Annotated in this window: 22 protein-coding genes; 8 read left to right on the top strand and 14 right to left on the bottom strand. The window is 61.6% G+C overall.

Annotation, left to right across the window (positions count from 1 at the left end):
- Positions 1 to 15: 15 nt before the first annotated feature.
- Together BM079_RS11170 and BM079_RS11165 are read right to left on the bottom strand one after the other, a co-directional pair.
- Positions 16 to 789, bottom strand: a complete 774-nt coding sequence (locus BM079_RS11170) for an ABC transporter ATP-binding protein (protein ID WP_090133993.1) — start codon at positions 787 to 789, stop codon at positions 16 to 18.
- Between the two features lie 130 nt (positions 790 to 919).
- Positions 920 to 1,948: a succinylglutamate desuccinylase gene (locus BM079_RS11165; protein WP_090133991.1), complete on the bottom strand. Its 1,029-nt coding sequence runs from the start codon at positions 1,946 to 1,948 to the stop codon at positions 920 to 922.
- A gap of 95 nt (positions 1,949 to 2,043) precedes the next feature.
- On the opposite strand from BM079_RS11165, the gene BM079_RS11160 reads away from it, so the two are divergent.
- Both BM079_RS11160 and BM079_RS11155 read left to right on the top strand, forming a co-directional pair.
- Positions 2,044 to 2,949 (top strand): cation diffusion facilitator family transporter, encoded by a 906-nt coding sequence (locus BM079_RS11160; protein ID WP_090133990.1) that lies wholly within the window; start codon positions 2,044 to 2,046, stop codon positions 2,947 to 2,949.
- Between the two features lie 60 nt (positions 2,950 to 3,009).
- On the top strand, positions 3,010 to 4,260 hold the full coding sequence (locus BM079_RS11155) for an ABC1 kinase family protein (protein WP_090133988.1): 1,251 nt from the start codon (positions 3,010 to 3,012) through the stop codon (positions 4,258 to 4,260).
- Positions 4,261 to 4,273: 13 nt separating this feature from the next.
- Here the strand turns inward: BM079_RS11155 and BM079_RS11150 are convergent, their stop codons facing one another.
- Together BM079_RS11150 and BM079_RS11145 are read right to left on the bottom strand one after the other, a co-directional pair.
- On the bottom strand, positions 4,274 to 4,597 hold the full coding sequence (locus BM079_RS11150; protein ID WP_090133985.1) for a DMT family transporter: 324 nt from the start codon (positions 4,595 to 4,597) through the stop codon (positions 4,274 to 4,276).
- On the bottom strand, positions 4,579 to 4,962 hold the full coding sequence (locus BM079_RS11145) for a DMT family transporter (protein WP_090133984.1): 384 nt from the start codon (positions 4,960 to 4,962) through the stop codon (positions 4,579 to 4,581). The genes BM079_RS11150 and BM079_RS11145 overlap by 19 nt, the downstream gene beginning before the upstream one ends.
- Before the next feature lie 122 nt (positions 4,963 to 5,084).
- On the opposite strand from BM079_RS11145, the gene BM079_RS11140 reads away from it, so the two are divergent.
- The gene (locus BM079_RS11140; protein ID WP_090133983.1) at positions 5,085 to 5,663 is read left to right on the top strand and encodes a TetR/AcrR family transcriptional regulator; all 579 of its coding nucleotides are present in this window, start codon (positions 5,085 to 5,087) and stop codon (positions 5,661 to 5,663) included.
- 12 nt (positions 5,664 to 5,675) lie between these two features.
- Here the strand turns inward: BM079_RS11140 and BM079_RS11135 are convergent, their stop codons facing one another.
- A complete protein-coding gene (locus BM079_RS11135) occupies positions 5,676 to 6,215 on the bottom strand; it encodes a lipocalin family protein (RefSeq protein ID WP_245742989.1) in 540 nt (179 codons plus the stop codon).
- 209 nt (positions 6,216 to 6,424) lie between these two features.
- On the opposite strand from BM079_RS11135, the gene BM079_RS11130 reads away from it, so the two are divergent.
- A complete protein-coding gene (locus BM079_RS11130) occupies positions 6,425 to 7,996 on the top strand; it encodes a methyl-accepting chemotaxis protein (protein WP_245742987.1) in 1,572 nt (523 codons plus the stop codon).
- Between the two features lie 138 nt (positions 7,997 to 8,134).
- Here BM079_RS11130 and BM079_RS11125 read toward each other — a convergent pair whose 3' ends face one another.
- Together BM079_RS11125 and BM079_RS11120 are read right to left on the bottom strand one after the other, a co-directional pair.
- Positions 8,135 to 9,214: a tartrate dehydrogenase gene (locus BM079_RS11125; protein WP_090133982.1), complete on the bottom strand. Its 1,080-nt coding sequence runs from the start codon at positions 9,212 to 9,214 to the stop codon at positions 8,135 to 8,137.
- A 34-nt stretch (positions 9,215 to 9,248) separates the two neighbouring features.
- Entirely contained in the window at positions 9,249 to 10,172 is a 924-nt protein-coding gene (locus BM079_RS11120) for an alpha/beta fold hydrolase (protein ID WP_090133981.1), read from the bottom strand.
- A 118-nt stretch (positions 10,173 to 10,290) separates the two neighbouring features.
- On the opposite strand from BM079_RS11120, the gene BM079_RS11115 reads away from it, so the two are divergent.
- Positions 10,291 to 11,196 (top strand): LysR substrate-binding domain-containing protein, encoded by a 906-nt coding sequence (locus BM079_RS11115; protein ID WP_090133980.1) that lies wholly within the window; start codon positions 10,291 to 10,293, stop codon positions 11,194 to 11,196.
- A gap of 52 nt (positions 11,197 to 11,248) precedes the next feature.
- Here BM079_RS11115 and BM079_RS11110 read toward each other — a convergent pair whose 3' ends face one another.
- On the bottom strand, positions 11,249 to 11,689 hold the full coding sequence (locus BM079_RS11110; RefSeq protein WP_090133979.1) for a hemerythrin domain-containing protein: 441 nt from the start codon (positions 11,687 to 11,689) through the stop codon (positions 11,249 to 11,251).
- A gap of 274 nt (positions 11,690 to 11,963) precedes the next feature.
- On the opposite strand from BM079_RS11110, the gene BM079_RS11105 reads away from it, so the two are divergent.
- Entirely contained in the window at positions 11,964 to 13,433 is a 1,470-nt protein-coding gene (locus tag BM079_RS11105; RefSeq protein WP_090133978.1) for a glycosyltransferase, read from the top strand.
- A 19-nt stretch (positions 13,434 to 13,452) separates the two neighbouring features.
- Here BM079_RS11105 and BM079_RS11100 read toward each other — a convergent pair whose 3' ends face one another.
- Positions 13,453 to 14,130 (bottom strand): TVP38/TMEM64 family protein, encoded by a 678-nt coding sequence (locus tag BM079_RS11100; protein ID WP_090133977.1) that lies wholly within the window; start codon positions 14,128 to 14,130, stop codon positions 13,453 to 13,455.
- 217 nt (positions 14,131 to 14,347) lie between these two features.
- On the opposite strand from BM079_RS11100, the gene BM079_RS11095 reads away from it, so the two are divergent.
- Entirely contained in the window at positions 14,348 to 15,226 is an 879-nt protein-coding gene (locus BM079_RS11095) for a LysR substrate-binding domain-containing protein (RefSeq protein ID WP_090134262.1), read from the top strand.
- Positions 15,227 to 15,242: 16 nt separating this feature from the next.
- Here BM079_RS11095 and BM079_RS11090 read toward each other — a convergent pair whose 3' ends face one another.
- Both BM079_RS11090 and BM079_RS11085 read right to left on the bottom strand, forming a co-directional pair.
- A complete protein-coding gene (locus BM079_RS11090) occupies positions 15,243 to 16,076 on the bottom strand; it encodes a dioxygenase family protein (protein WP_090133975.1) in 834 nt (277 codons plus the stop codon).
- A 26-nt stretch (positions 16,077 to 16,102) separates the two neighbouring features.
- On the bottom strand, positions 16,103 to 16,540 hold the full coding sequence (locus BM079_RS11085) for a DoxX family protein (protein ID WP_090133973.1): 438 nt from the start codon (positions 16,538 to 16,540) through the stop codon (positions 16,103 to 16,105).
- 104 nt (positions 16,541 to 16,644) lie between these two features.
- Here BM079_RS11085 and BM079_RS11080 point away from each other — a divergent pair, with 104 nt between their 5' ends.
- Positions 16,645 to 17,607 carry a LysR family transcriptional regulator gene (locus tag BM079_RS11080; RefSeq protein WP_090133971.1) on the top strand — a complete coding sequence of 321 codons (963 nt, stop codon included), beginning with the start codon at positions 16,645 to 16,647 and terminating at the stop codon, positions 17,605 to 17,607.
- On the opposite strand, the gene BM079_RS11075 is transcribed toward BM079_RS11080, so the two are convergent.
- The 3 genes from BM079_RS11075 to BM079_RS11065 form a co-directional block, all read right to left on the bottom strand.
- Positions 17,556 to 18,377 (bottom strand): M90 family metallopeptidase, encoded by an 822-nt coding sequence (locus BM079_RS11075; protein WP_090133969.1) that lies wholly within the window; start codon positions 18,375 to 18,377, stop codon positions 17,556 to 17,558. The genes BM079_RS11080 and BM079_RS11075 overlap by 52 nt on opposite strands.
- A gap of 152 nt (positions 18,378 to 18,529) precedes the next feature.
- Positions 18,530 to 18,739 (bottom strand): hypothetical protein, encoded by a 210-nt coding sequence (locus tag BM079_RS11070; protein WP_090133967.1) that lies wholly within the window; start codon positions 18,737 to 18,739, stop codon positions 18,530 to 18,532.
- A gap of 107 nt (positions 18,740 to 18,846) precedes the next feature.
- A complete protein-coding gene (locus BM079_RS11065) occupies positions 18,847 to 20,403 on the bottom strand; it encodes a bifunctional GNAT family N-acetyltransferase/carbon-nitrogen hydrolase family protein (protein WP_090133965.1) in 1,557 nt (518 codons plus the stop codon).
- Positions 20,404 to 20,430: the final 27 nt, after the last annotated feature.

Genomic DNA, 20,430 nt, shown 5'->3' with positions numbered 1-20,430 from the left:
GGCAGTCTCCCAGGGTTAGCGCCCGCGCGGGGCGAGAAATTGTTGCAGGCGCGGCGAGCGTGGGTTGGTCAGTATGTCAGACGGGTGCCCCTGCTCCTCGACCATACCCTGATGCAGATAGACCACCTGATTGGACACGTCACGGGCGAAGTCCATCTCGTGGGTCACCACGATCATGGTGCGGCCCTCATCGGCCAGCTCACGCATGACTCTGAGCACATCGCCGACCAGCTCCGGGTCGAGCGCCGAGGTCGGCTCGTCAAAGAGCATGACCTCGGGTTCCATCGCCAGTGCCCGGGCGATGGCGCCGCGCTGCTGCTGGCCGCCTGAAAGCTGGGCCGGGTAGTAGTGGGCTCGCTCGGCCAGTCCGACGCGTTCCAGCAGCGCCATGCCCTGTTCCATCGCGTGGGCCTTCGGGATACCGCGCACGTGGACGGGCGCTTCGATGACGTTGGCAATCAGCGTCATGTGGGCCCACAGGTTGAAGTTCTGAAAGACCATCGACAGCCGCGTGCGAATGCGCTCGAGCTGGCTGCGATCGGCGGGTTCGCGTCCATGGCGGGTCCGGCGAAAGCGGATCGGTTCGCCGTGCACGGTGATGTCGCCGCTGTCGGGACGCTCGAGCAGGTTCATGCAGCGCAAAAAGGTGCTCTTGCCGGAACCCGAGGCGCCGATCAGGGTAATGACATCGCCTTTTCTGGCTTCCAGCGAAATGCCCTTGAGCACTTCGTTGTCGCCAAAGCGTTTGTGAATATCGCTGACGATCAGCGGAATGGAGGCGTCGGCCAAGGCACTCTCCTGAAATATTGTCATTTATGGTGTGAAATCATGCGACAGGCCGCCATTGATGGGCTGGCCCGAGGTGTTTGGCGGCGCATGTTAACAGGCCCGGTCGGCGTGCGCCCGTCTGATGGGATCATCAGGGCCTGACCGGCCGCTGCGCTACGGGCCGGGCCAGCAGCAAGGCGCGCGCGCCGCGCTCGACGTGAGCGTTGGGAAACACCACGTGAACCGGGGCCTGTGTCACGCACCTTTCTCCGCAGGCGCCATCACGTACCAGCGGACTGCCCGGAGCAAATTCGGTAAAGTTGGCGATGTCATCAGCAAAACACAGGCGAAAGTCCTCGCTTTCGCGCATGATTTCATCGACCACCTCAAAGCGGACAAGCGGTGCACCTCTTGATGCGGTGGGGGTGACGCCGGCAATTCGCGCGCGCAGCAGATCCAGCATTGGCGCCAGCGGTTCGAGATCGTTGCCGCCAAAGGGCGCCACGCGCCCCAGCTCCAGCGTAAAGCCCTGCGCGCCATGATAGTGGCGCGTGTAGTGTGAAAAGGTCCAGCTGTGGCGGTGCTGGGAGAGTCCGGCCTGCATGCCGGCGTCAGCCAGCCGCTGCCAGAGAAACTCGGGCGTTGCGGTGTCGCTGAAGGGCTCGACGGCAAAGCGCGGGTAGCGGCTGTCACGAATGGCGGTGTGCATGTCCAGATGCAGCACCGGCCCGGAGACGTCGGCCATGAAGCGGTCGACGGCCTGCATCAGCTCGCAGGCGCGCTGACACTCGAAGCGGCTGTCATCGCGCGTGAGCGTGTCGCGCTGGAAGAGCCGATTGAGGTTGGTATCAATATAGCGCCGGCCGGCGGCGATGGCCCGGCGGTTGCCCAGAATCAGTAACACCGGGGCGCCGACGCGCAGCTGACCGGCATCGAGCGCTGCCAGCAGTTCGCCCAGCAGCTCGATCGGGGCGGTCTCGTTGCCGTGAATGCCGGCCGAGATGATGGTGGCTTCGGCTTCGGCTTCGGCTTCGGCATCGGGCGCCGGGGTGTCCGGCATGAGCGCCAGCGCCCCCTGGGCGTGTTCAATGACGGACACGTTCGGCAGGGTGCTGCTGTCCGGCCAGGCGGTCGGCTCGACAGTGGCAATGAAATCTGCAAAGTAGTCGCTCAGCGACATGTCCACCTCCATCCCGGGTTGTCGGCAGCTATAGTGTACGCCAAAGCCATCGTAAGGCTCGATCCCGGCGACAAAGATGATTTCGGAGAAGGCTCATGGAGGCCCGGCTGGAGCAGCAGACCCTGATACGCTCGATCGTGGCGACACTGTGCGTGTCGCTGCTGGGTATTGTCTTTGGCCTGCTGTCGGGCTCGGAATCCATTCTGTTTGACGGCATGTTCTCGGCCATCGACTCGGTGATGTCGGCGCTGTCGCTTCTGGTAGCGCGCCTTGCCGTTCGTGAGGCCAGCGACCGGTTTCAGCACGGCTTCTGGCATCTTGAGCCGCTGGTGGCGGCCCTCAACGGCGCCATTCTGACGCTGCTGTGTCTTTATGCCTTTCTCAACGCGGTTCAGGGCATCCTCAAGGGCGGCCATGCGCTGGCCTTTGGTCCGGCACTGGGCTATGCACTGCTGGTGGCCGCGATCTGTCTGGGCATGTATCGCATGGAGCGACGCGTCAACGCCCGGATCGACTCGGTCTTTATCCGTATCGATGCCCAGAGCTGGCTGATGGCGGGGCTGATCACCCTGGCGCTGATCGTCGCCTTTGCGCTGTCGCTGATCATTGAGCGAACGACCTGGGCCGTCTATACGCCCTATGTGGATGTGGTGCTGCTGGCGGTGCTGACCCTGTGCCTTTTGCCGGTGCCCATTGCCATCGTGGTTCGGGCCATGAAGGAGATTCTTTTGATCGCCCCGCGCGGGCTGGACCGGCAGGTGCATGAGGTCATGGCGGAGGTCATGCAGCGCGAGGGGCTCAGGCACTACTACAGTCATGTGGCACGCACCGGACGCGGCCACTTTATCGAGATCCACATCATGACCACACCGGCCTTTGCCGCGCAGCAGGGCGTGGCGGCGCTGGATGACATCCGAATACAGATCGGTGAGGCGCTGGACATCGATCCGCACCACCGCTGGTTCACGGTCTGTTTCACCGCCGATGAGCGCTGGATGTGACCCCGACCTGCAGGTCTGATGGAATCTTGACATCATGAACGTCTGAAAGGAATCACGTAAATGAGAGAGCGAGGCAGAACGCGGCGAATGCTGGGAATGGGGGCACGCACCGGTGGCGCCCTGTTGCGCTCGCGCATGGGACGCGATGCGGGCTGGGAGGCGCTCGGCGAGCAGCTTTTCAACGAGCTTTCCGAGCTCAAGGGGCCGGCCATGAAGCTGGCCCAGATCATGGCGCAGTGGGATGACCTGCTGCCGCCCGCGCTGGCCGAGCAGCTGGCCCGGCTGCAGCGCCAGGCCCGTCCCATGCCATGGGCAGACATTCGCCGCACGCTGGTGGATCAGTATGGCGATCTCGAGGCTGTCTTTGCCGATATCGAGACCACACCCTTTGCCAGTGCTTCCATGGGGCAGGTGCATCGCGCCACCACTCATGACGGCGAAACGCTGGTGCTCAAGGTGCAGTATCCGGGCCTTGAGCGCGTGCTCGAGCAGGATCTGGTGCAGGTGCGGCGCATGATGCGGCTGATGCGATGGATGAAGGTCCCTCAGGCCCGGCTGGACGCCATGTTCGACGAGTTCGCCGACAGTCTGCGCAAAGAGCTCGACTATCGCGCCGAGCTCGAGGCGCTGGCGCGCTATCGCTTGCGCTACGCCGACAACGACGGCCTGCGTTTTCCCGAGCCGCTGGCGGCCTATTCCGGCGACCGGGTACTGGCGATGCGTTATCTGCCGGGCATTTCCATGCGCGACGCCGAGGCGATGGCCGATGAGGTGCGCCAGCGCCTTGCCGCCAATCTGGGCGACTGGCTGACCGAGGAGATGTTCACCCATCGTGAACTGCATGCCGACCCGCACGCCGGCAATTTCGCCACCGATGACGAGGGTCGGCTGATCGTCTATGACCTTGGTGCGGTGATCAGCGTGCCCGAGGCGCGGCTTCGCTCGATGATGCGGCTGCTGGGTGCGGCGATCGATGACGATCCGATGGGCATGGACGAGGCGCTGCGCTCGATGGGCGGACGTCAGGGCGAGGGTGCGCCGCTGGCGCTCTATCGCGAATCCGCCGCGGCCATGCGACCGCTGTTCGAGCCCGGCGAGCAGGACTTCAGCGATGCGCGCATCCACTACCGGTTGCGCGAGATCAGCCCGCGGGTCTGGTCCGCCATGGACCGCCTGCAGCCGCCGGCCGATACCATGCTGCTGTCGCGCACGCTCAACGGCCACTACTGGAACATGGTGCGTTTAAAGGCGCGACTGGACATGCACGCACGCACCCGGCCGCTGCTGGCCTGGGCGCGAGAGGAAAAGTGACGCCCGGGCGGCGTCACTGAGTGCCTGAGACCAGCTTGAGCCCGACCACCGAGGCAATGATCAGGGTCATGAAACCAAGGCGTACCGGGCTTTTCGACTCGCCCCAGAAGAGCATGCCCAAAAGGGCACTGGCGACGGTGCCGATGGCGGTAAAGACGGCGTAGGCAACCCCCAGGCTGATGTCGCGCATGGCAAACGAGATGAACGCCAGTGAGAGTCCGAAGCCGACCACCAGCATGGCAAGGCCTGCCCGCCGCGAACCGCGGTTGAACTTTTCGATGCCGGTGACGCCGACCACTTCCATAAGCCCTGACATGATCAGTGCGAGCCAGTACATGAGGCCTCCTCGTCGTTGGAAGAGCCGCTGGATGAATTGCTGGACGAATTGCTGGATGAGTAGAGCTTGAGACCGACCACGCCGGTCAAAAGGGCAGCCATCAATATTAGCGTCAGGACGTTGAACGGCGCGCCCAGAAAGGCGATATCCACCAGCACGGTGCCTGTGGCGCCGAGGCCGACGAACACGGTATAGACAGTGGTCGTCGGCAGGGTGCGTGCCATCCATGTCGCCAGTCCCAGACTCAGTGTCACCAGCACCAGAGTGGCCAGCCATTCGACGGGCCCCTGGGCGTATTTGGCACCCAGCGCCCAGCCGATTTCACACAGCGTGGCTGGCAGCATCAGCCACCATTTTGAGGCCATGATTCTCTCCTTGTCCGTGTCTTGGACACGGGCGGGATTGTTGTGCTAACGATTGTTAGTTAGTCTAGGGCCGTTCATGTACTACTGCAAGTCCGATCACTGCCTCGACAAGGAACAGGGCCATGAGTACCGAGACACGCATCAGGGAGGTGGGCCTCAGGCTGTTTGCCGAGCAGGGCTATGAAGCCACGCCGCTGTCAGCCATTGCGCGGGAGGTGGGTATTCGCACCCCCTCGCTGTATAACCACTTTGTCAGCAAGGAGGCGCTCTTTCTGGGCCTGGTCGAGGAGGTCGAGGCCGAGATGCTGGAGGTGGTCGAGCACAGCCTTACCGGTGGGGCAGGCGTCGAACAGCGCCTTCAGAATCTCTTGCAGGCCTGCAGCGATTTCATCTTTGATTCGGGTCGGGGGGTGTTTTACAAGCGTTTTCTGCTGTTTCCGCCGCCTTCGCTGTCACAGCCGCTCAGACAGATCAGTCGCGACAGCGAGACGGCCATTGATGCGCTACTCGAAAGCGCCTTTCAGGAAGGTATTGCGCAGGGCGTACTGCGCAATGATCTGGAAAAAAACGACTTTATCAGCATGACCTACTGCGTCATCGACGGCCTTTTCAGCGAAAGCTTTCTCTACGATCGAGTGACGTTCAATCAGCGACTGGCCAGCATCCGGCGGGTCTATTGGGCCGGTATCGTTGCGCGCTGAGTCGGCATCGGTTCAAACCTCGGGTGCGTCGTGTGAAACGCGAATCAGGGCGTCGGTATCAAAGCCGTTCTGGCGGGCCAGCATGACCATGTGCTCGTACATGTCGGGCGCCACGTCCGGCGAGCGCGCCAGCAGCCAGAGAAAGCCATGGTTGGGGCCGGCCACAATGGCGTGTTCGTAGTCGTCATCGAGCCAGAGAATGTTGTAGCCGGCGTAGAAGGGTCCGAAAAAGGAGACACGAAAGCGCCCGGTGCGGCGATCCTCTTCAAAATACGCCTTGCCCCTGGCCTCGTCCCATTCGCTGTCATCCGGGTTGAAACCACGGTTGGTGACCGCCACGCCTTCATCATCGCGCAGCCCGTAGTGCGCCGTGACCTTCCTGAGCCCCCGCTCGAAGCTGTGATCCAGTCGCGCGATCTCGTACCACAGGCCCAGATAACGCTCGAGCTCGAAGCCCTCCACGGCCTGGCACCCCGTCGGGATGCCCGTTTCGCCGCCCATGGCACTCGCCAGACTGCCCAGTAATCCCTTTAAATCCGCCATGTCAGGCATGCCATGCTCCCGTCGGTGCCGTCGGCTCGGAGTGATTCATCGCGTTCATGTCGCCTCAAGTCTAGCCCCTGTCAGCCGATGATGTGTATCAGTAACGCCATAATGGCGCTGGATACAACATCCTTGGAGAGACAGGCATGACGTCGCAGGTTGGGTGGGCGGAGATGACAGCGGGGGAACCTACGGCCCCTTATCATGGCTCGAAAGCAATGTCGCGCCGTCGTGCCGGATTCAGCCTGGGCCAGTGGACGCTGAAAAAGAAAATGTTCGCCATTCTGGCCCTGATGTGGGTCGGCATGCTGATTCTGGTGACCAGCATGGCATGGAATGCGCGTGGCATGATGTTTGAAGAGCGCGAGCGCAGTCTCAAGGCCACCGTGGGTGTGGCCCACACGCTGTTCGAGCGTTATTACGAGCGCGCCGGTGCCGGCGAGTTCACCATGGATGAAGCGCGTCGTCGAGCAGTGGATGCACTGAGCGGACTGCATTTCGGCGATGACCGCCAAAACTATATCTTTGCCTTTGATGACAGCGCGCGCGTGCTGTATCACCCGCGTCGCGAGCAGGGTGCAGATATGTCGACCTATACGGACCCCAATGGCGTGGCCGTGTACGCAGAGCTTTTGAAAAAGGCGCTGGCTACTGGCAGCGGATTCGTCGATTACGACTCTCGCAATGCCACCGGTGAAGAGCTATTGCCCAAGCTGGGCTACGTCGAGCGCTTTGCGCCCTGGCAGATCAACCTGGCCGCCGGGGTGTATACCGACGATATTCAGCATGCCTTCATGGCCAAGCTGTTGCAGTACGTTGGACTGCTGGCGCTGGTGGGCGCTGCGCTGACCGTGGCGTTTGTGCTGTTGACCCGCAACATCTATCGCGGTCTGGGCGGTGAGCCTGCCTATGCCATCGAGCGTGTACGCGAAATCGCCGACGGTCGCCTGGGCACATCCCTGGCGCTGAAAGAGGGCGACCGGACCAGTCTTTTGTATCACATCGAACACATGCGCGCGGAGCTTGCCGGCACCATTGCCAGCATTCGTCAGGCCAGCGAGTCCATCGATGTAGGCGCCCGTGAAATTGCCGCCGGCAACAATGATCTGTCATCACGCACCGAGCAGCAGGCTGCCTCGCTGGAAGAAACTGCCGCCAGCATGGAAGAGCTGACCGCTACCGTGCGCCAGAATGCTGACAACGCCGCCCAGGCGACCCGGCTGTCACAGAGCGCCTCCAGCGAGATGGATAACGGTCGCGAGGTTATCCAGCGGGTCGTGGCGACCATGGGCGAGATTCGCGAAAGTTCGAGCAAGATCAGTGAAATCATCACCATGATCGACAGCATCGCCTTTCAGACCAACCTGCTCGCCCTCAACGCCGCCGTCGAGGCAGCCCGGGCCGGTGAGCAGGGTCGCGGCTTTGCAGTGGTCGCCGGTGAGGTGCGCCAGCTGGCCAGCCGCTCGGCTACCGCGGCCAGCGACATCAAGGCGCTGATCGAACGTTCGGTGTCTCAGGTGGCCAGCGGTACCACGCTGGTGGACGAGGCCGATACCACCATGGCGACCATCACGCAGAGCTCGCGTCGGGTCAATGATCTAATGGCCGAGATTGCGGCCGCCTCGAAGGAGCAGACCAGCGGTATCGAGCAGGTCAATCAGGCCGTCAGCCAGATGGATCAGGTGACTCAGCAGAACGCCGCTCTGGTCGAGGAGGCCGCGGCCGCGGCGTCTTCGCTGGAAGAGCAGTCCGGTCGCCTGTATCAATCGGTGGACCGCTTCAGGATCTGAACCAGAGCCTGTGCCTGATGGAAAAGGGGCCGTATCACTGTCGTGATGCGGCCCTTTTTTAATGGCGACCATGATGGTTGTCGCAGTTTTGATGGCGACCATGATGGCCGTCGCGGTCATGGCTGTAATGAATGGCGGTCAGCCGTTTTTGATTGCCTCGGCGATGGTCTCGCCCAGCTCGCCGGTAGATCCCCTGCCGCCCAGATCCGGCGTCAGCGGCGCATCCCCCGGGCCTGCGGCCAGCACGCGCTCGATGGCGTCCACCACCGCCTTGCCGGCGTCAGCGTGCCCCAGATGCTCCAGCATCATCGCCGCCGACCAGATCTGGCCGATCGGATTGGCAATCCCCTTGCCAAAGATGTCCGGGGCGCTGCCGTGGACCGGTTCGAAAAGACTCGGGAAGTGACCTTCAGGATTGATGTTGGCCGACGGTGCCACGCCGATGGTACCGGTACAGGCCGGGCCCAGATCGGAGAGAATGTCACCGAAGAGGTTACTGGCCACAACCACGTCGAACCAGTCCGGGTGCAGCACAAAGTTGGCGGTCAGGATATCGATATGGAACTTGTCGACGCTGATGTCCGGGTAGCTTTTGGCCATTTCTGCCACGCGTTCATCCCAGTAGGGCATGGTGATCGAGATGCCGTTGGATTTGGTCGCAGAGGTCAGCTTTTTACGGGGGCGGGTTCCGGCCAGCTCAAAGGCGAACTTCAATACGCGATCAATGCCGGTACGGGTCATGACCGTGTCCTGAATCACGACCTCGCGGTCGGTGCCTTCAAACATTTTGCCGCCGACGCTGGAATATTCGCCTTCGGTATTTTCACGTACTACGTAGAAATCGATATCGCCGGGGGCGCGGCCAGCCAGCGGGCTCTTGATGCCGGGCATCAGTTTGCAGGGGCGCAGATTGACGTATTGATCAAAGGCGCGGCGAAACTGCAGCAGCGAGCCCCACAGGGAGATGTGATCCGGCACGCGCTCGGGCATGCCAACGGCCCCAAAGAAGATGGCGTCCATACTGCCAAGCTGGTCACGCCAATCATCTGGCATCATTTTGCCGTGGCGCTCATGGTAGTCGCAGCTGGCAAAATCGAACTCGGTAAAGTTCAGATCCAGATTGAAGCGGTGTGCCGCCGCTTCCAGTGCGCGCACGCCTTCGGGCATGACCTCGATCCCGATACCGTCGCCGGGAATGACCGCAATGTTGTGGCTCATGAATCTCTCCTTGCAAGCATTGGATAGAGAAGGATCAGGCAGCGCCCCCGGAAGCGTTAAAACCAGAAGCATTAAAACCAGAGGCGTTAAAAAAGCTCAGCGCCTCGTCGATGACCTCGTCGGGACACTCTTCGGGCAGATAGTGACCGCAGGGCAGGGCTCGCCCGCTGGCCTCAAGAGCACAGGTCTGCCACAGCGCCATGGGATCAAACAGCTTTTCGATCACGCCGTGCTCACCCCACAGCACTCTGAGCGGGCACTGGATGTGCCGGTTCTGATGACGATCGAGCCGGTCATGTTCCAGGTCGATGGTGCTGGCGGCGCGGTAGTCTTCGCACATGGCGTGCGCCGTGCCCGGCAGCGCCATCGCCTCTCGATAGGCCTTGAGCGCCTCGTCGGAAAACGGTGCGAGTCCGGCGTGGCGGTTGCCCATCACGCCGTCGATCCAGGCACGCGGGTCGGCCTCGATCAGCCTTTCGGGCAGCGGAGCGGGCTGAATCAGCATGAACCAGTGGAAATAGGCGCTGGCGAAGGCGCGATCGGTGCGCTCGTACATATCAAGCGTCGGGGCAATGTCGAGAAACATGGCGCGCTCGACGCATCGGGGATGATCCAGACAGAGTCGATGTGCCACGCGGGCACCGCGATCGTGGGCCAGTATCGAAAAGCGTTCAAACCCGTGTACAGACATCAGCGCGACCAGATCCTGTGCCATGACACGCTTGCTGTAGGTCACGTGTTCGGCATCGCCCGGTGGTTTCGATGAGTGACCGTAGCCGCGCAGATCCACCATGACGATATGAAAGTACGCCTTCAGCGCGGGCGCGATCCGATGCCAGATGACGTGCGTCTGCGGATGGCCGTGCAGCAACAGAAGGGGTGGCCCCTCGCCTCCGGCACGGCCGTGCAGGGTGACGCCGTTCACGTTCAGATCAAAGGTCTTGAACATCTCTAGCATGACAGGTACCTGCGGTGGTGAACGCCTGTCAGTACTCTAGAGGATTTGTCGGCGTTTATAATCAGATCATCAGGCAATTGATTATTGAATCTGGTTCAACAGTCGATGGGGAGCCGCCATGAAGGCCATCAGCGATCTGCACTTTTTTCAGGTGCTGGCCCGACACGAGTCGATGACGCAGGCGGCGCAGGCACTGGGGCTGTCGCTGTCGGCGGTCAGCAAGCGGTTGAGCCAGCTGGAAAAGCGTCTGGGGGTACAGCTGATGCGACGAACCACTCGGCGCCTGGCGCTGACCGGTGAGGGTGAGCAGTATCTGCAGCGCGGCGCTTCACTGCTTCAGGAACTCGATGAACTGGAAAGCTCGCTGGGGGACCAGCACCGTGCACTGTCCGGGCCGCTGCGAGTCAACGCGACCTTCGGGTTCGGTCGTGCTCATGTGGCGCCGTTGATCGAGCAGTTCACCTGCGAGCATCCAGGTGTCGAGGTGCTGCTGGATTTGAGTGACTATCCGCGTGACCTGCTGGCGCATGATCTGGATATCGGCATCATTGTGGGCCCCGCACCGGATTCCCGGCTACGGGCCCGGCGGCTGTTGGCCAGTCGCCGCATCGCCTGTGCCTCACCTGACTATCTGGCGCGCGCTGGTCGCCCGGTCACGCCGGAGGCGCTTGCCCGTCACAACTGTCTGCTGGTGCGCGAGCGTGATGCAGGCTTTGATGACTGGCGCTTTATAAAGGACGGGCAGGAAAGAAGAGTGCGGGTCAGCGGGACGATGAGCAGCAACGACGGGGAGAGTGTGACCCGCTGGGCCATGGCCGGACACGGTATTATTTATCGCTCATGGTGGCAGGTACAACAACCGCTGGCGCTGGGCCGGCTCGTCCCGCTGTTGTCTGATTTCGAGACGCCGCGGATGGATTTCATGGCGGTACATCGTCAGCAGCGTTTTGTTCCGGAACGGATTGCCCGGTTCATCGATGCCATGACAGAAGGTCTTGCCGAGCGGCTGCTGCCGCTACCGTGACATTCGACCGGGCGTTGAAACGGGTGCCAACGGTTGCGGGCACCCAACGAAATCAGTTGTTCAGACGCTCCATCTCGCTGCGATATTCCTGCCCCAGACGCGTTTTCTCATCGTCTTCAAATTTCTGGCCGGCCGAGATGAAAAACTGCTGCTCCTCATCCTCGAAATGGTGCAGTGCCATGTCCTGTAGCTTTTTGGCGTAGCCAAGCCAGGCAGGTGAGCTGAAATCCGTGCTTTCCATCTGCTCGATGACTTCATCCATCTCATGATGTTCGGCGATACCGTGACGGGATTTACCGACCCCGTTGTCATAGGCCATCAGCGGGCGATAGAAATAACGTTCCTCGGCGGTTTCATGGGTCTTGAGGGCCGCCTTGACGCGTTGAAAAAGCTCTTCGCGTCCGTCACTGTCACCGTGGGTCTTGACCAGCAGGTCCAGGAGCGTGCGCTGGGTGTCATGGTCCTTGCGGATCTCTTCAAAAATGGTACTCATGGGCGTACTCCTTCATCGAGCGGTCGGCTTTCATGGTCGATATTGTGGCCGTCAGGTGGCCGGGCATCCTGTCTCGGAGACAAAGCGTTATTCATATATTGTGATGCCGCCTGCAGTGTAGTTCCCGTGGCATCGGAATGCCTGGTACCGCGCAGCTCTGATAGACTTCGTCGGCTATAATGCGCGCATGGTGTCGAGGCCTTCGACATGTTTGCGCAATCAGGTTTGTCAGGTGCTGTCATCAGCCCATGAGGCCAGCATCAGGAGGAATGGCTTGAACATTTTGATGTTCACCAACACCTATAGCCCCATCGTGGGGGGGGTCAGCGAATCCGTGCAGCGATTCGTCGAATGTTTCAGGGCCGCCGGTCACCGCGTGCTGGTGGTGGCGCCCACGCTGGACGGTCAGCCCGAAACGGAGACCGATGTCATCCGCGTGCCTGCCATGCAGCGTTTCAACGGCAGCGACTTTTCCCTGCCGGTCACCATGCCCGGCTCGCTTGACGAGGCCATCCGGGCCTTTGCCCCCGATATCGTGCACTCCAATCATCCCTTTCTGCTGGGAGATACGGCGGTGCGCGTGGCACAGGGGCGCGGCCTGCCGCTGGTGTTCACCCATCACACGCTCTATGAGCACTATACCCATTACGTGCCGGGCAACTCGCCGGTCATGCAGCGCTTTGCGCTGGCGCTGTCCAACGGCTACTCCGAACTCTGCGACACCGTAATCGCGCCCAGCGAGAGCATCCGCACCATTTTGCGCGAGCGCGGCGTGCGTGCCGAGCTGGAAGTGGTGCCCAGCGGTGTGGACATCGAGCGCTTCGCCGAAGGCAACCGCGAGTACTGGCGCGCGCATTTCGGCATCGATGAGCAGGCTCACGTGGTCGGTCATGTTGGACGGCTGGCGCAGGAGAAAAACCTGCCGTTTCTGACCCGCAGCGTCTGCCGGGCACTGAGCGAGCATCCGGAGATGCACTTCATGGTGGTCGGTGACGGCGATGAGCGTGATGCCATCCTGACGCAGGCGCATCAGATGGGCGTGGGGGAGCGGGTGCACCTGACCGGCGTGCTCAAGGCACAGGCACTGATCGATGCGTACCACGCGATGGACAGCTTCGCCTTTGCCTCTTTCAGCGAAACCCAGGGTATGGTGGTGGTCGAGGCGATGGCTGCCGGGCTGCCGGTGGTGGCGCTGGACGCCACCGGCGTGCGCGAGGTGCTCTCTCATGAGCGCAACGGCCTTTTACTACCGGAGCAGGACGAGCAGGCCTTTGCCAGAGCCCTGGGCAGCCTGTCAGATCCGCAGCGCTGTCAGAGCCTGCGCGAAGGCGCGATGGCCACGGCGGCGGGTTTTGATACCTGCAAATGTGCCGATCAGTGTCTGGCCGTCTATGAACGGCTTTTGACGGCCCATCGGAACAAGGCGTCATCGCTGGGCAACAATCAGACCACCTGGGAGCAGGCGCGGGCGCGCCTGGAGGCGGAGTGGAATCTGCTGTGTCACCGCGGCACGGTGCTGCGCCGTGTGTTTGGCGGCTCGAAACGCGTCGCGCCGCGGATGCGGCCGGCGCCGCCCACCGGGCAGCGGGTGCCGCTGGTCGAGGGTAGCCTGACGCCGCTGACCCAGGGCCATCATCTTCACCCCGGCAACAACACCTCGATTACCCCGGGCGAGGTAACCCTGATGCAGCTCCAGGACGACCTTGAGGGCGGCGTCTCTTCCAAGAGCGCCGACAAGTCCTGACCTCATGCCATCGCCGGCGTCAGATCTGCTGGCGGTGGCGTGAAATCCAGCGAAAGACCAGCCCCAGGACGATCACGCCAACCACCGCGGCAATCAGCCAGGCCAGGTTATCCAGACTGCGTGAGCGAATCAGCTCGCCCAGTCGGCTGCCGGCGACCGTCACGGCTGCCAGCCCCGGCACGATGCCGATGACTGAACCGACCATGTAGACCCCGTAGGGCATCCGGCAGGCGCCGGCGATCATGTTGGTAAAGGTAAACGGTGCCAGCGGCAGGAGATTGAACACGATCATGGTGCGGATGCCGTGGCGCGACACGCTGTTGGCCAGGCGATGGATACGGTCGCCGCCGTAACGGGTCAGTATCTCTCGTCCCAGTATGCGGCCCAGCAACCAGGTGGCGCTGCTGGCCACCATGGTCCCCGATAGCGCCCAGGCAAGCCCCCACCAGGGGCCGAAAATCAGTCCTGTGGCCCCGACCAGAATGGTCAGCGGGAACATGATCAGGCTGCCGATCATATAGGTCAGCATCAGTGCCGGTGGCGCCCACCAGGACTCCCGCAGGCTCATGGTTTCGCCCAGCCAGCGCTCGAGCTTTTCGGGCGTAATCGCATCACCCATGGCAAGCCACTGCCAGAAGCCCGCCAGTGCGCCCATGAGCGCGATCATGAAAATGACAAGCCACACACGCCTGGTCATGACAATGTCGTCCGTAGCCAATGAGGGCCACGAGTCTAGTCAGGCCGTACGGCGTCAGCAACCAGTGCCGTCATTATAATGTCGGCTTTCTGTCATGGGCTGGTCCTGCAATGAGCCAATCGGCATGGTCATGGATATCCATGGGCGCATCCTGCTGGTGCACTGCTACCATGGGTGCCCCTGATCATGGGGACTTGATCGATGCATGGAGCCTGTCATGACCCGTCTACCTCCGCTGGCCTGGATGCAGGCTTTTGAAGCCTCGGCCCGCCACCTGAGCTTTACCGCGGCCGGAGCCGAACTTGGCGTATCGCAATCGGCGATCAGCCAGCGCATTCGACTGCTTGAGGACCGCCTCGGACAGCCCCTGTTTATTCGTCATTCGCAACGCATTTCATTGACCGATGCCGCCCGGGCCTGGCTGCCCGGCCTGCATGATGCCTTTTCGCAGTTATCCATGAGCACCGCGGAAGTTTTCGGACCGATCAGCAGTACGCCCGTCATTCTCAGGGCCACCCCTGGCGTTCAGCAGTACTGGCTTGCTCCACGGCTGGCGGCCTTTCATCGCCAACATCCAGAGATCGAGCTGCAGGTGGTCACGGCGGTCTGGTCACAGCAGTTCGGCATCCGCGATGCCGACATTGAAATCCGCTACGGTCAGGGAGACTGGCAGGACGTTCAGATGCAGTCGCTGGGACATGAGGTAATGACGCCGGTCTGTGCACCGCCGATGGCCGCCCGGCTGACCAGACCGGAAGACCTGGCAGGGCATACCCTGCTGCATGCCACCGGATTTTCCGCAGGTTGGGCCAGCTGGCTCGAGGCGGCCGGCGTTGGCCATTTAAGTGCTGATGTTCGTCGGCTGGTGTGTGATACGCAGGTCATGACGCTGCGTCTGGCCGCCTGCGGCTGCGGGGTAGCACTGGCGCATCGTCGCCTGCTGGAGGCAGATGATCCCGCCCTGGTCATGCCTTTCGAGATTTCTCTGCCCACTCGGGAAGGGTTCTGGCTGGTGCGCCCCGAGGGGCGCACGCTGCACAAGAACGCGGGGCTTTTATGGCAGTGGCTGGCTCGGCAGGCAGTTGAGCCGGCGTGATGCCGGCTCGACAAGTCTAGCGGCCCACGCTGACCAGCGAGCGCGTCGGGCGCGACAGCTCGGGAGCATGGTCCAGAGTGGCGCGCTCGAACAGATAGGCATCCATGGCCAGTGCCTGGTGAGAAACGACGGCATTGAAGCGTTGCGGGGCACGGGTATCGCCGGCGCCCAGCGCCACAAACAGGGGCAGCAGATGCTCGTCGGTGGGATGAGCGCGAACCGCGGCGGGTGCCTGGCGGCGATAATCCAGCAGTGCGGCATCGTTGCGCTGGGCCATCTGCTGACTGATCCAGGTCTGGAAAGCATCGACATAGCCCGAGACTTCCGCACTATCACCGCGTGTGTCGCCCAGGTTATGGGTAATACTGCCCGAGCAGATCAAGAGGGTATCGTCATCCAGTGCCTGCGCCAGCTGACGCCCCAGGTAGTAGTGCCAATCGGCATCGTGGCGGGCACTAATGGAGATGCCCACCACGGGGATGTCGGCGTCGGGATACAGATGGCGCAGCGGCACCCACATGCCGTGGTCCAGCCCGCGCTCGGGGTCGATCCACGACTGAAGCCCGGCAGCGCTCAGCCGACAGGCCACGTCGCGAGCCAGCCGCGGCTCCCCGGGTGCCGGATACTGAAGGTCATAAAGGGGCGCGGGGAAGCCCTCAAAATCGTGAATCGTTCTCGGTGTCTGGCTGCCTGTCAGGCGGGTGGGAAAGCCTGACCAGTGCGCCGAGGCCACGACGATACGCGCCGGGCGCTTGATCTGGTTGGCCAGCGCACGCCACGCGCTGGCACTGTCGCCCTGATCCAGAGCTTCCATGGGTGAGCCGTGAGAAATGAACAGAACCTGTGCCATGTCATGAACTCCAGTCAATGGAAGAATCAGCGCCGCTGGATAAACCGGGGCAGGGTCAGTCTGCCGCCATCGAGAACGCTCAGTGCCAGAGCCGTTACGGCCAGAAACACCGGGTACTCCCAGCCGCCGCCGGATGAGGTGAACATCCAGCCGTTGGCCAGGTGTGGCATGCTGGCACCGGCCAGTTCGGCGGCGAGAATCAGGGCGACCCAGCGCACGCGAACGCCCAGGATCAACAGTGCGCCACCAATCAGTTCAAGACCGGTGATGGGCCACGCCACCCAGGCCGGCAGTCCGATGGACTCGAAAAACTGACCCGTGCCGGCCAGGGTCCAGACCAGCAGTTTGGTCAGGCCGTGAGCGATGAACATGGTCCCCAGTGCCAGGCGCAGCAGCAGGGCAGCGATGTCATGACCGGCGACATGAGAACGATCGACGCTGGCCGGTTGAGAGGTGGTCTGCATGAAGGCATTCCCTTCCAGTCATTGAATGCCCGCAGTGTGATGGTTTCCCTGTACAGGATAAACATGCTAATCAGGGAGTATTGGTTTTCAATCCGGAAACAATCATGGATACCGTTGCGGCCCTCAGGGTCTTTATGGAAGTGGCGCAGCAGGGCGCCTTTATCGGTGCTGCCGAGCGGCTGTCGATGTCACGCTCGTCGGTCAGCAAGCATGTGGCCTTTCTGGAGCAGCGCTTCGGGGCGAGATTGATCAATCGCACCACGCGGCGCCTGAGCCTGACCGATGCCGGACGGGAAGTGCTGGCGCGCGGTGAGACCATCGTGCGGGAGCTGGCAACGCTTGAAGGCGCGCTACACGACGATCAGGCCCTGCTGGATGGCCGACTGCGAATCAGTGCTCCTCATGCCTTCGGCATCCGCTATCTGGGGCCCATTCTGGCCCGCTATCGTCAGAGGTACCCTTCAGTAACACTGGAGCTGGTACTCAGCGATCGTCAGGTGGATCTGGTCGAGGAGGGCTTTGACATGGCCCTTCGTATCGGGAAGCTTGAAGATTCCACCCTGGTCGCGCGGCGTATCGGCAGTATCGGCCTGACGCTGTGTGCTTCGCCCGATTACCTGTCACGCGCCGGCACGCCACAGCATCCCTGGGAGCTGTCGTCACACCAGGGATTGCATTATCGCTATGCTCGTCACGGTCAGCGCCTGCACTTTACGCGCGGTGCCAATCACCACAGCGGCACCACCCAGGCCGGCGTGACCGCCAACAGCGGTGAGGTGCTGCGTGATATGGCCATTGCCGGCATGGGCATCACGCTGCAACCCGATTTTCTGCTTGATGAGGCGCTGGATAGCGGGCAGCTGGTGCGTGTTCTGCCGGAATATGATCCTGATGTGCTGGGGCTTTACTGCGTGTATGCCCATCGTGATCAGGTGACGCCCAGACTGCGCAGCATGATTGATCACCTGCACGAGTGGTTTGCGCAGCACCCGCTGAGGCAGGTTGATGCTGCGGATCACTCCGGGGCTGGCGTTGCGCGCTCGAAGGTGGCGGCAAAGGGGCGATAGCGCTCCAGCGGGTTCTGGTTGAAATAGCGCACCAGCAGGGCATAAAGCTCGGGCCAGACGCCTTCGAGCAGATCCGGCGCGCTGAAAAAATATTCGCAGCACACGGCGAAAAACTCACTGGGGTGTGTAGCGGCATAGTCGTCGATGGGCGTTTCCTCACCGCGCTCAAGCGTCCCCTGAAAGGCTTGCCAAGCGCGCATGAAGGTATCGTACCAGGTTTTCGGGTCAATGTCGGCAGGCAGGGCGGGCTGGCCATCCACGGCCATGTTGCCGGTCATGTCTAGCTTGTGGGCGAACTCGTGAATGATGACATTGAAACCGTGCCACTCACCCGAGCACTTGATATCCTCCAGCGACAGCACGACCGGCCCGCCCCATGAGGTTTCTCCGGCCCGTTCGTCGTCGAATTCGTGCATGACGCCAAAGTCATCCATTTCCTGCACGTGTCGTCGGAAGGCACCCGGCACCACGATGATCTCGCGGGTATCTCCCAGAGCGTCGCGCGCCCGGCGGTCGGACCAGCCCAGCCCCATCAGAGCGATCTGGGCGGCCAGCGTCAGATGAGCCTCGACCGACCACTCGACCTCCCCGGGCAGCGACAGGCGCAGCTCAAACAGCACGCGCCAGCTGCGCTCGCCCAGACGCGCCAGCAGCGGTTTCGATAGACCGGCCAGCAGCGGCAGCGTGGTACAGACGTCCTGCCACGTCGCTTCAGGCAGCGGGTGACGGGCCTGCCATCGCTGCCATTTCTGCTCCTGCCACCAGCCCATGACACCCCCGTCAGCTACTTGTCGATCATCAGTGCGTCAATGATAGAAGACGGATAGAGGCCGGCGCACGGCTCGTTGAGCTGATGTCGTTTGCGGATACAAAAAAGGCCTCCCGACAGGGAGGCCCGAGACAGACGCAGAGTGATGCGAAATCAGGTCGGTGTCCAGCCACGACCCTTCATGCAGTCGTCATAGGTCTGATCGTTATCGGCCTTGTTTTCCATGACCTGGCAGTCGGCCTGGTCGGAGTGCAGCTGCTGCGAAGTGCCGTCCGGCTTCTGCCAGTCCGGACCGCCGGCGCAGCCGCCAAGCCACAGGGTAGTGAGCGCCAGAGTGGCTGTCGTCATCAATGTCTTTTTCATCGTTACCTCCTGCTGTTGAGGAATCGGCAGGTATGCCTACCGATTCTCGTCAAAGCTTAGAACAGCGTTTCGTAAAGGCAATGATGGCGCTATAGCGATTCGTATCATCATGAATCCGTAGCGCCGGATTTCCACGACCAGTCACGCCAGCGCAGATCAAAGAGATCCTTGCGTCGATCCTTCAGATTGGTCACCGAGCCCTCGCTTCTGACCACGCGCAGGCGGGTCAGATCGAGATCGGAGAACATGACCATCTCGGTATTGGGCGTGGTTTCCGACATGACCGCATCGTGCGGGAAGGCAAAGTCCGACGGGGAAAATACCGACGACTGCGCGTACTGTATGTCCAGATTCTCGATCGAGGGCACGTTGCCCACGCTGCCGCAGGCGACCACGTAGCACTCGTTTTCGATCGCGCGGGCCTGGCTGCAGTGGCGCACGCGCAGATAGCTGTTTTTGGTGTCGGTCCAGAACGGCACGAACAGAATGTCCATGTCCTGCTCGGCCAGAAGCCGTGGCAGTTCGGGGAATTCAACGTCATAGCAGATCAGGATGCCGATGCGACCGGCATCGGTTTCAAAAACCTGCAGCTCGTCGCCGCCCTCGACCACCCAGTCGCGTCGCTCCTGTGGCGTTATGTGCAGCTTGGCCTGACGCTCGATCTCGCCGTCACGATGACAGAGGTAGGAAACGTTATAGAGCTTGCCCTCGCTGTCCTCCTCCATCATGGAGCCGGCAATGATATTGATGTTATAGGAGACCGCCATGCGCGAGATTTCGGTCCTGAATCGCTCGGTAAAGCCGGCCAGAAAATGAATGGCATCCACCTGGTTGGACTGATCGGTCAACCCCATCAACGGTGTGTTGAAAAGCTCGGGGAAGACGGCAAAGTCACTCTGGTAATCGGCGATGGCATCCACGTAGAACTCGACCTGCTGTAATACCTGCTCTACCGAGGCGAATTCGCGCATCTGCCACTGCACGGCACCAACCCGTACCTGGGTCTTGCGTGATTCAAGCACGCGCTCGACCGGTTCGAAGAGAATGTTGTTCCACTCAAGCAGGGTGGCGTAGCCCTGCGAGCGCTCATCCTCGGGCAGGTACTTCTTCAAAAGGCGCTTGACCAGAAAGTCATTGGCCAATTGAAAGGAGAGGATCGGGTCGTGGATTTCCTTGCGCGAGACCTGATCGATGTATTGCGTTGGCGACAGTTCGGCGGCGTGCTCGAAATAGTTGGGAATGCGCCCGCCGGCGAGGATGGCGCGCAGGTTCATGGAGCGGCACAGGTCCTTGCGCGCTTCATACAGGCGCCGCCCCAGACGATAGCCGCGGTAGGCCGGGTCGATCAAAACGTCCAGACCGTACAGGGCATCACCCTCGGCGTTGTTGAGGATGATTTCCCGGTTGCCGATCAGGTCGTCGTATTTGTGCGGATTGGAGAAGGTTTCGTAATCGACCAGTACGGTCAGGGCGACGCCGACGATGCGGTCTTCATCCTCGATGACGATCTGACCATCCGGAAACTCGGCGATCAGACGATCGATGGTGTGCTTTTCCCAGGCGCCGCCAATGTCATTGTAAACAACATCCATCAGCACCTTGAGTTTGGCGTAATCCTCGACTTCAAGATTGCGCAGATTAAGGTGTAGGTCTTCGATCGACATGGCGATCCTTGCTCCAGAAAACGTCGG

The organism is Kushneria avicenniae (genome assembly GCF_900112585.1).
GTDB lineage: Bacteria > Pseudomonadota > Gammaproteobacteria > Pseudomonadales > Halomonadaceae > Kushneria > Kushneria avicenniae.
This window is presented reverse-complemented; position numbering and strand designations above follow the sequence as displayed.

Bases quoted from the DNA above. Each gene is read 5' to 3' on its own strand.
- BM079_RS11125 (WP_090133982.1), bottom strand. From the start codon at position 9,214: ATGAGCCACAACATTGCGGTCATTCCCGGCGACGGTATCGGGATCGAG.
- BM079_RS11150 (WP_090133985.1), bottom strand. From the start codon at position 4,597: ATGTACTGGCTCGCACTGATCATGTCAGGGCTTATGGAAGTGGTCGGC.
- BM079_RS11145 (WP_090133984.1), bottom strand. From the start codon at position 4,962: ATGGCCTCAAAATGGTGGCTGATGCTGCCAGCCACGCTGTGTGAAATC.
- BM079_RS11095 (WP_090134262.1), top strand. From the start codon at position 14,348: ATGACCCGTCTACCTCCGCTGGCCTGGATGCAGGCTTTTGAAGCCTCG.
- BM079_RS11110 (WP_090133979.1), bottom strand. From the start codon at position 11,689: ATGAGTACCATTTTTGAAGAGATCCGCAAGGACCATGACACCCAGCGC.
- BM079_RS11130 (WP_245742987.1), top strand. From the start codon at position 6,425: ATGTCGCGCCGTCGTGCCGGATTCAGCCTGGGCCAGTGGACGCTGAAA.
- BM079_RS11135 (WP_245742989.1), bottom strand. From the start codon at position 6,215: ATGCCTGACATGGCGGATTTAAAGGGATTACTGGGCAGTCTGGCGAGT.
- BM079_RS11065 (WP_090133965.1), bottom strand. From the start codon at position 20,403: ATGTCGATCGAAGACCTACACCTTAATCTGCGCAATCTTGAAGTCGAG.
- BM079_RS11080 (WP_090133971.1), top strand. From the start codon at position 16,645: ATGGATACCGTTGCGGCCCTCAGGGTCTTTATGGAAGTGGCGCAGCAG.
- BM079_RS11100 (WP_090133977.1), bottom strand. From the start codon at position 14,130: ATGACCAGGCGTGTGTGGCTTGTCATTTTCATGATCGCGCTCATGGGC.
- BM079_RS11070 (WP_090133967.1), bottom strand. From the start codon at position 18,739: ATGAAAAAGACATTGATGACGACAGCCACTCTGGCGCTCACTACCCTG.
- BM079_RS11085 (WP_090133973.1), bottom strand. From the start codon at position 16,540: ATGCAGACCACCTCTCAACCGGCCAGCGTCGATCGTTCTCATGTCGCC.
- BM079_RS11140 (WP_090133983.1), top strand. From the start codon at position 5,085: ATGAGTACCGAGACACGCATCAGGGAGGTGGGCCTCAGGCTGTTTGCC.
- BM079_RS11090 (WP_090133975.1), bottom strand. From the start codon at position 16,076: ATGGCACAGGTTCTGTTCATTTCTCACGGCTCACCCATGGAAGCTCTG.
- BM079_RS11165 (WP_090133991.1), bottom strand. From the start codon at position 1,948: ATGTCGCTGAGCGACTACTTTGCAGATTTCATTGCCACTGTCGAGCCG.
- BM079_RS11075 (WP_090133969.1), bottom strand. From the start codon at position 18,377: ATGGGCTGGTGGCAGGAGCAGAAATGGCAGCGATGGCAGGCCCGTCAC.
- BM079_RS11115 (WP_090133980.1), top strand. From the start codon at position 10,291: ATGAAGGCCATCAGCGATCTGCACTTTTTTCAGGTGCTGGCCCGACAC.
- BM079_RS11160 (WP_090133990.1), top strand. From the start codon at position 2,044: ATGGAGGCCCGGCTGGAGCAGCAGACCCTGATACGCTCGATCGTGGCG.
- BM079_RS11155 (WP_090133988.1), top strand. From the start codon at position 3,010: ATGAGAGAGCGAGGCAGAACGCGGCGAATGCTGGGAATGGGGGCACGC.
- BM079_RS11120 (WP_090133981.1), bottom strand. From the start codon at position 10,172: ATGCTAGAGATGTTCAAGACCTTTGATCTGAACGTGAACGGCGTCACC.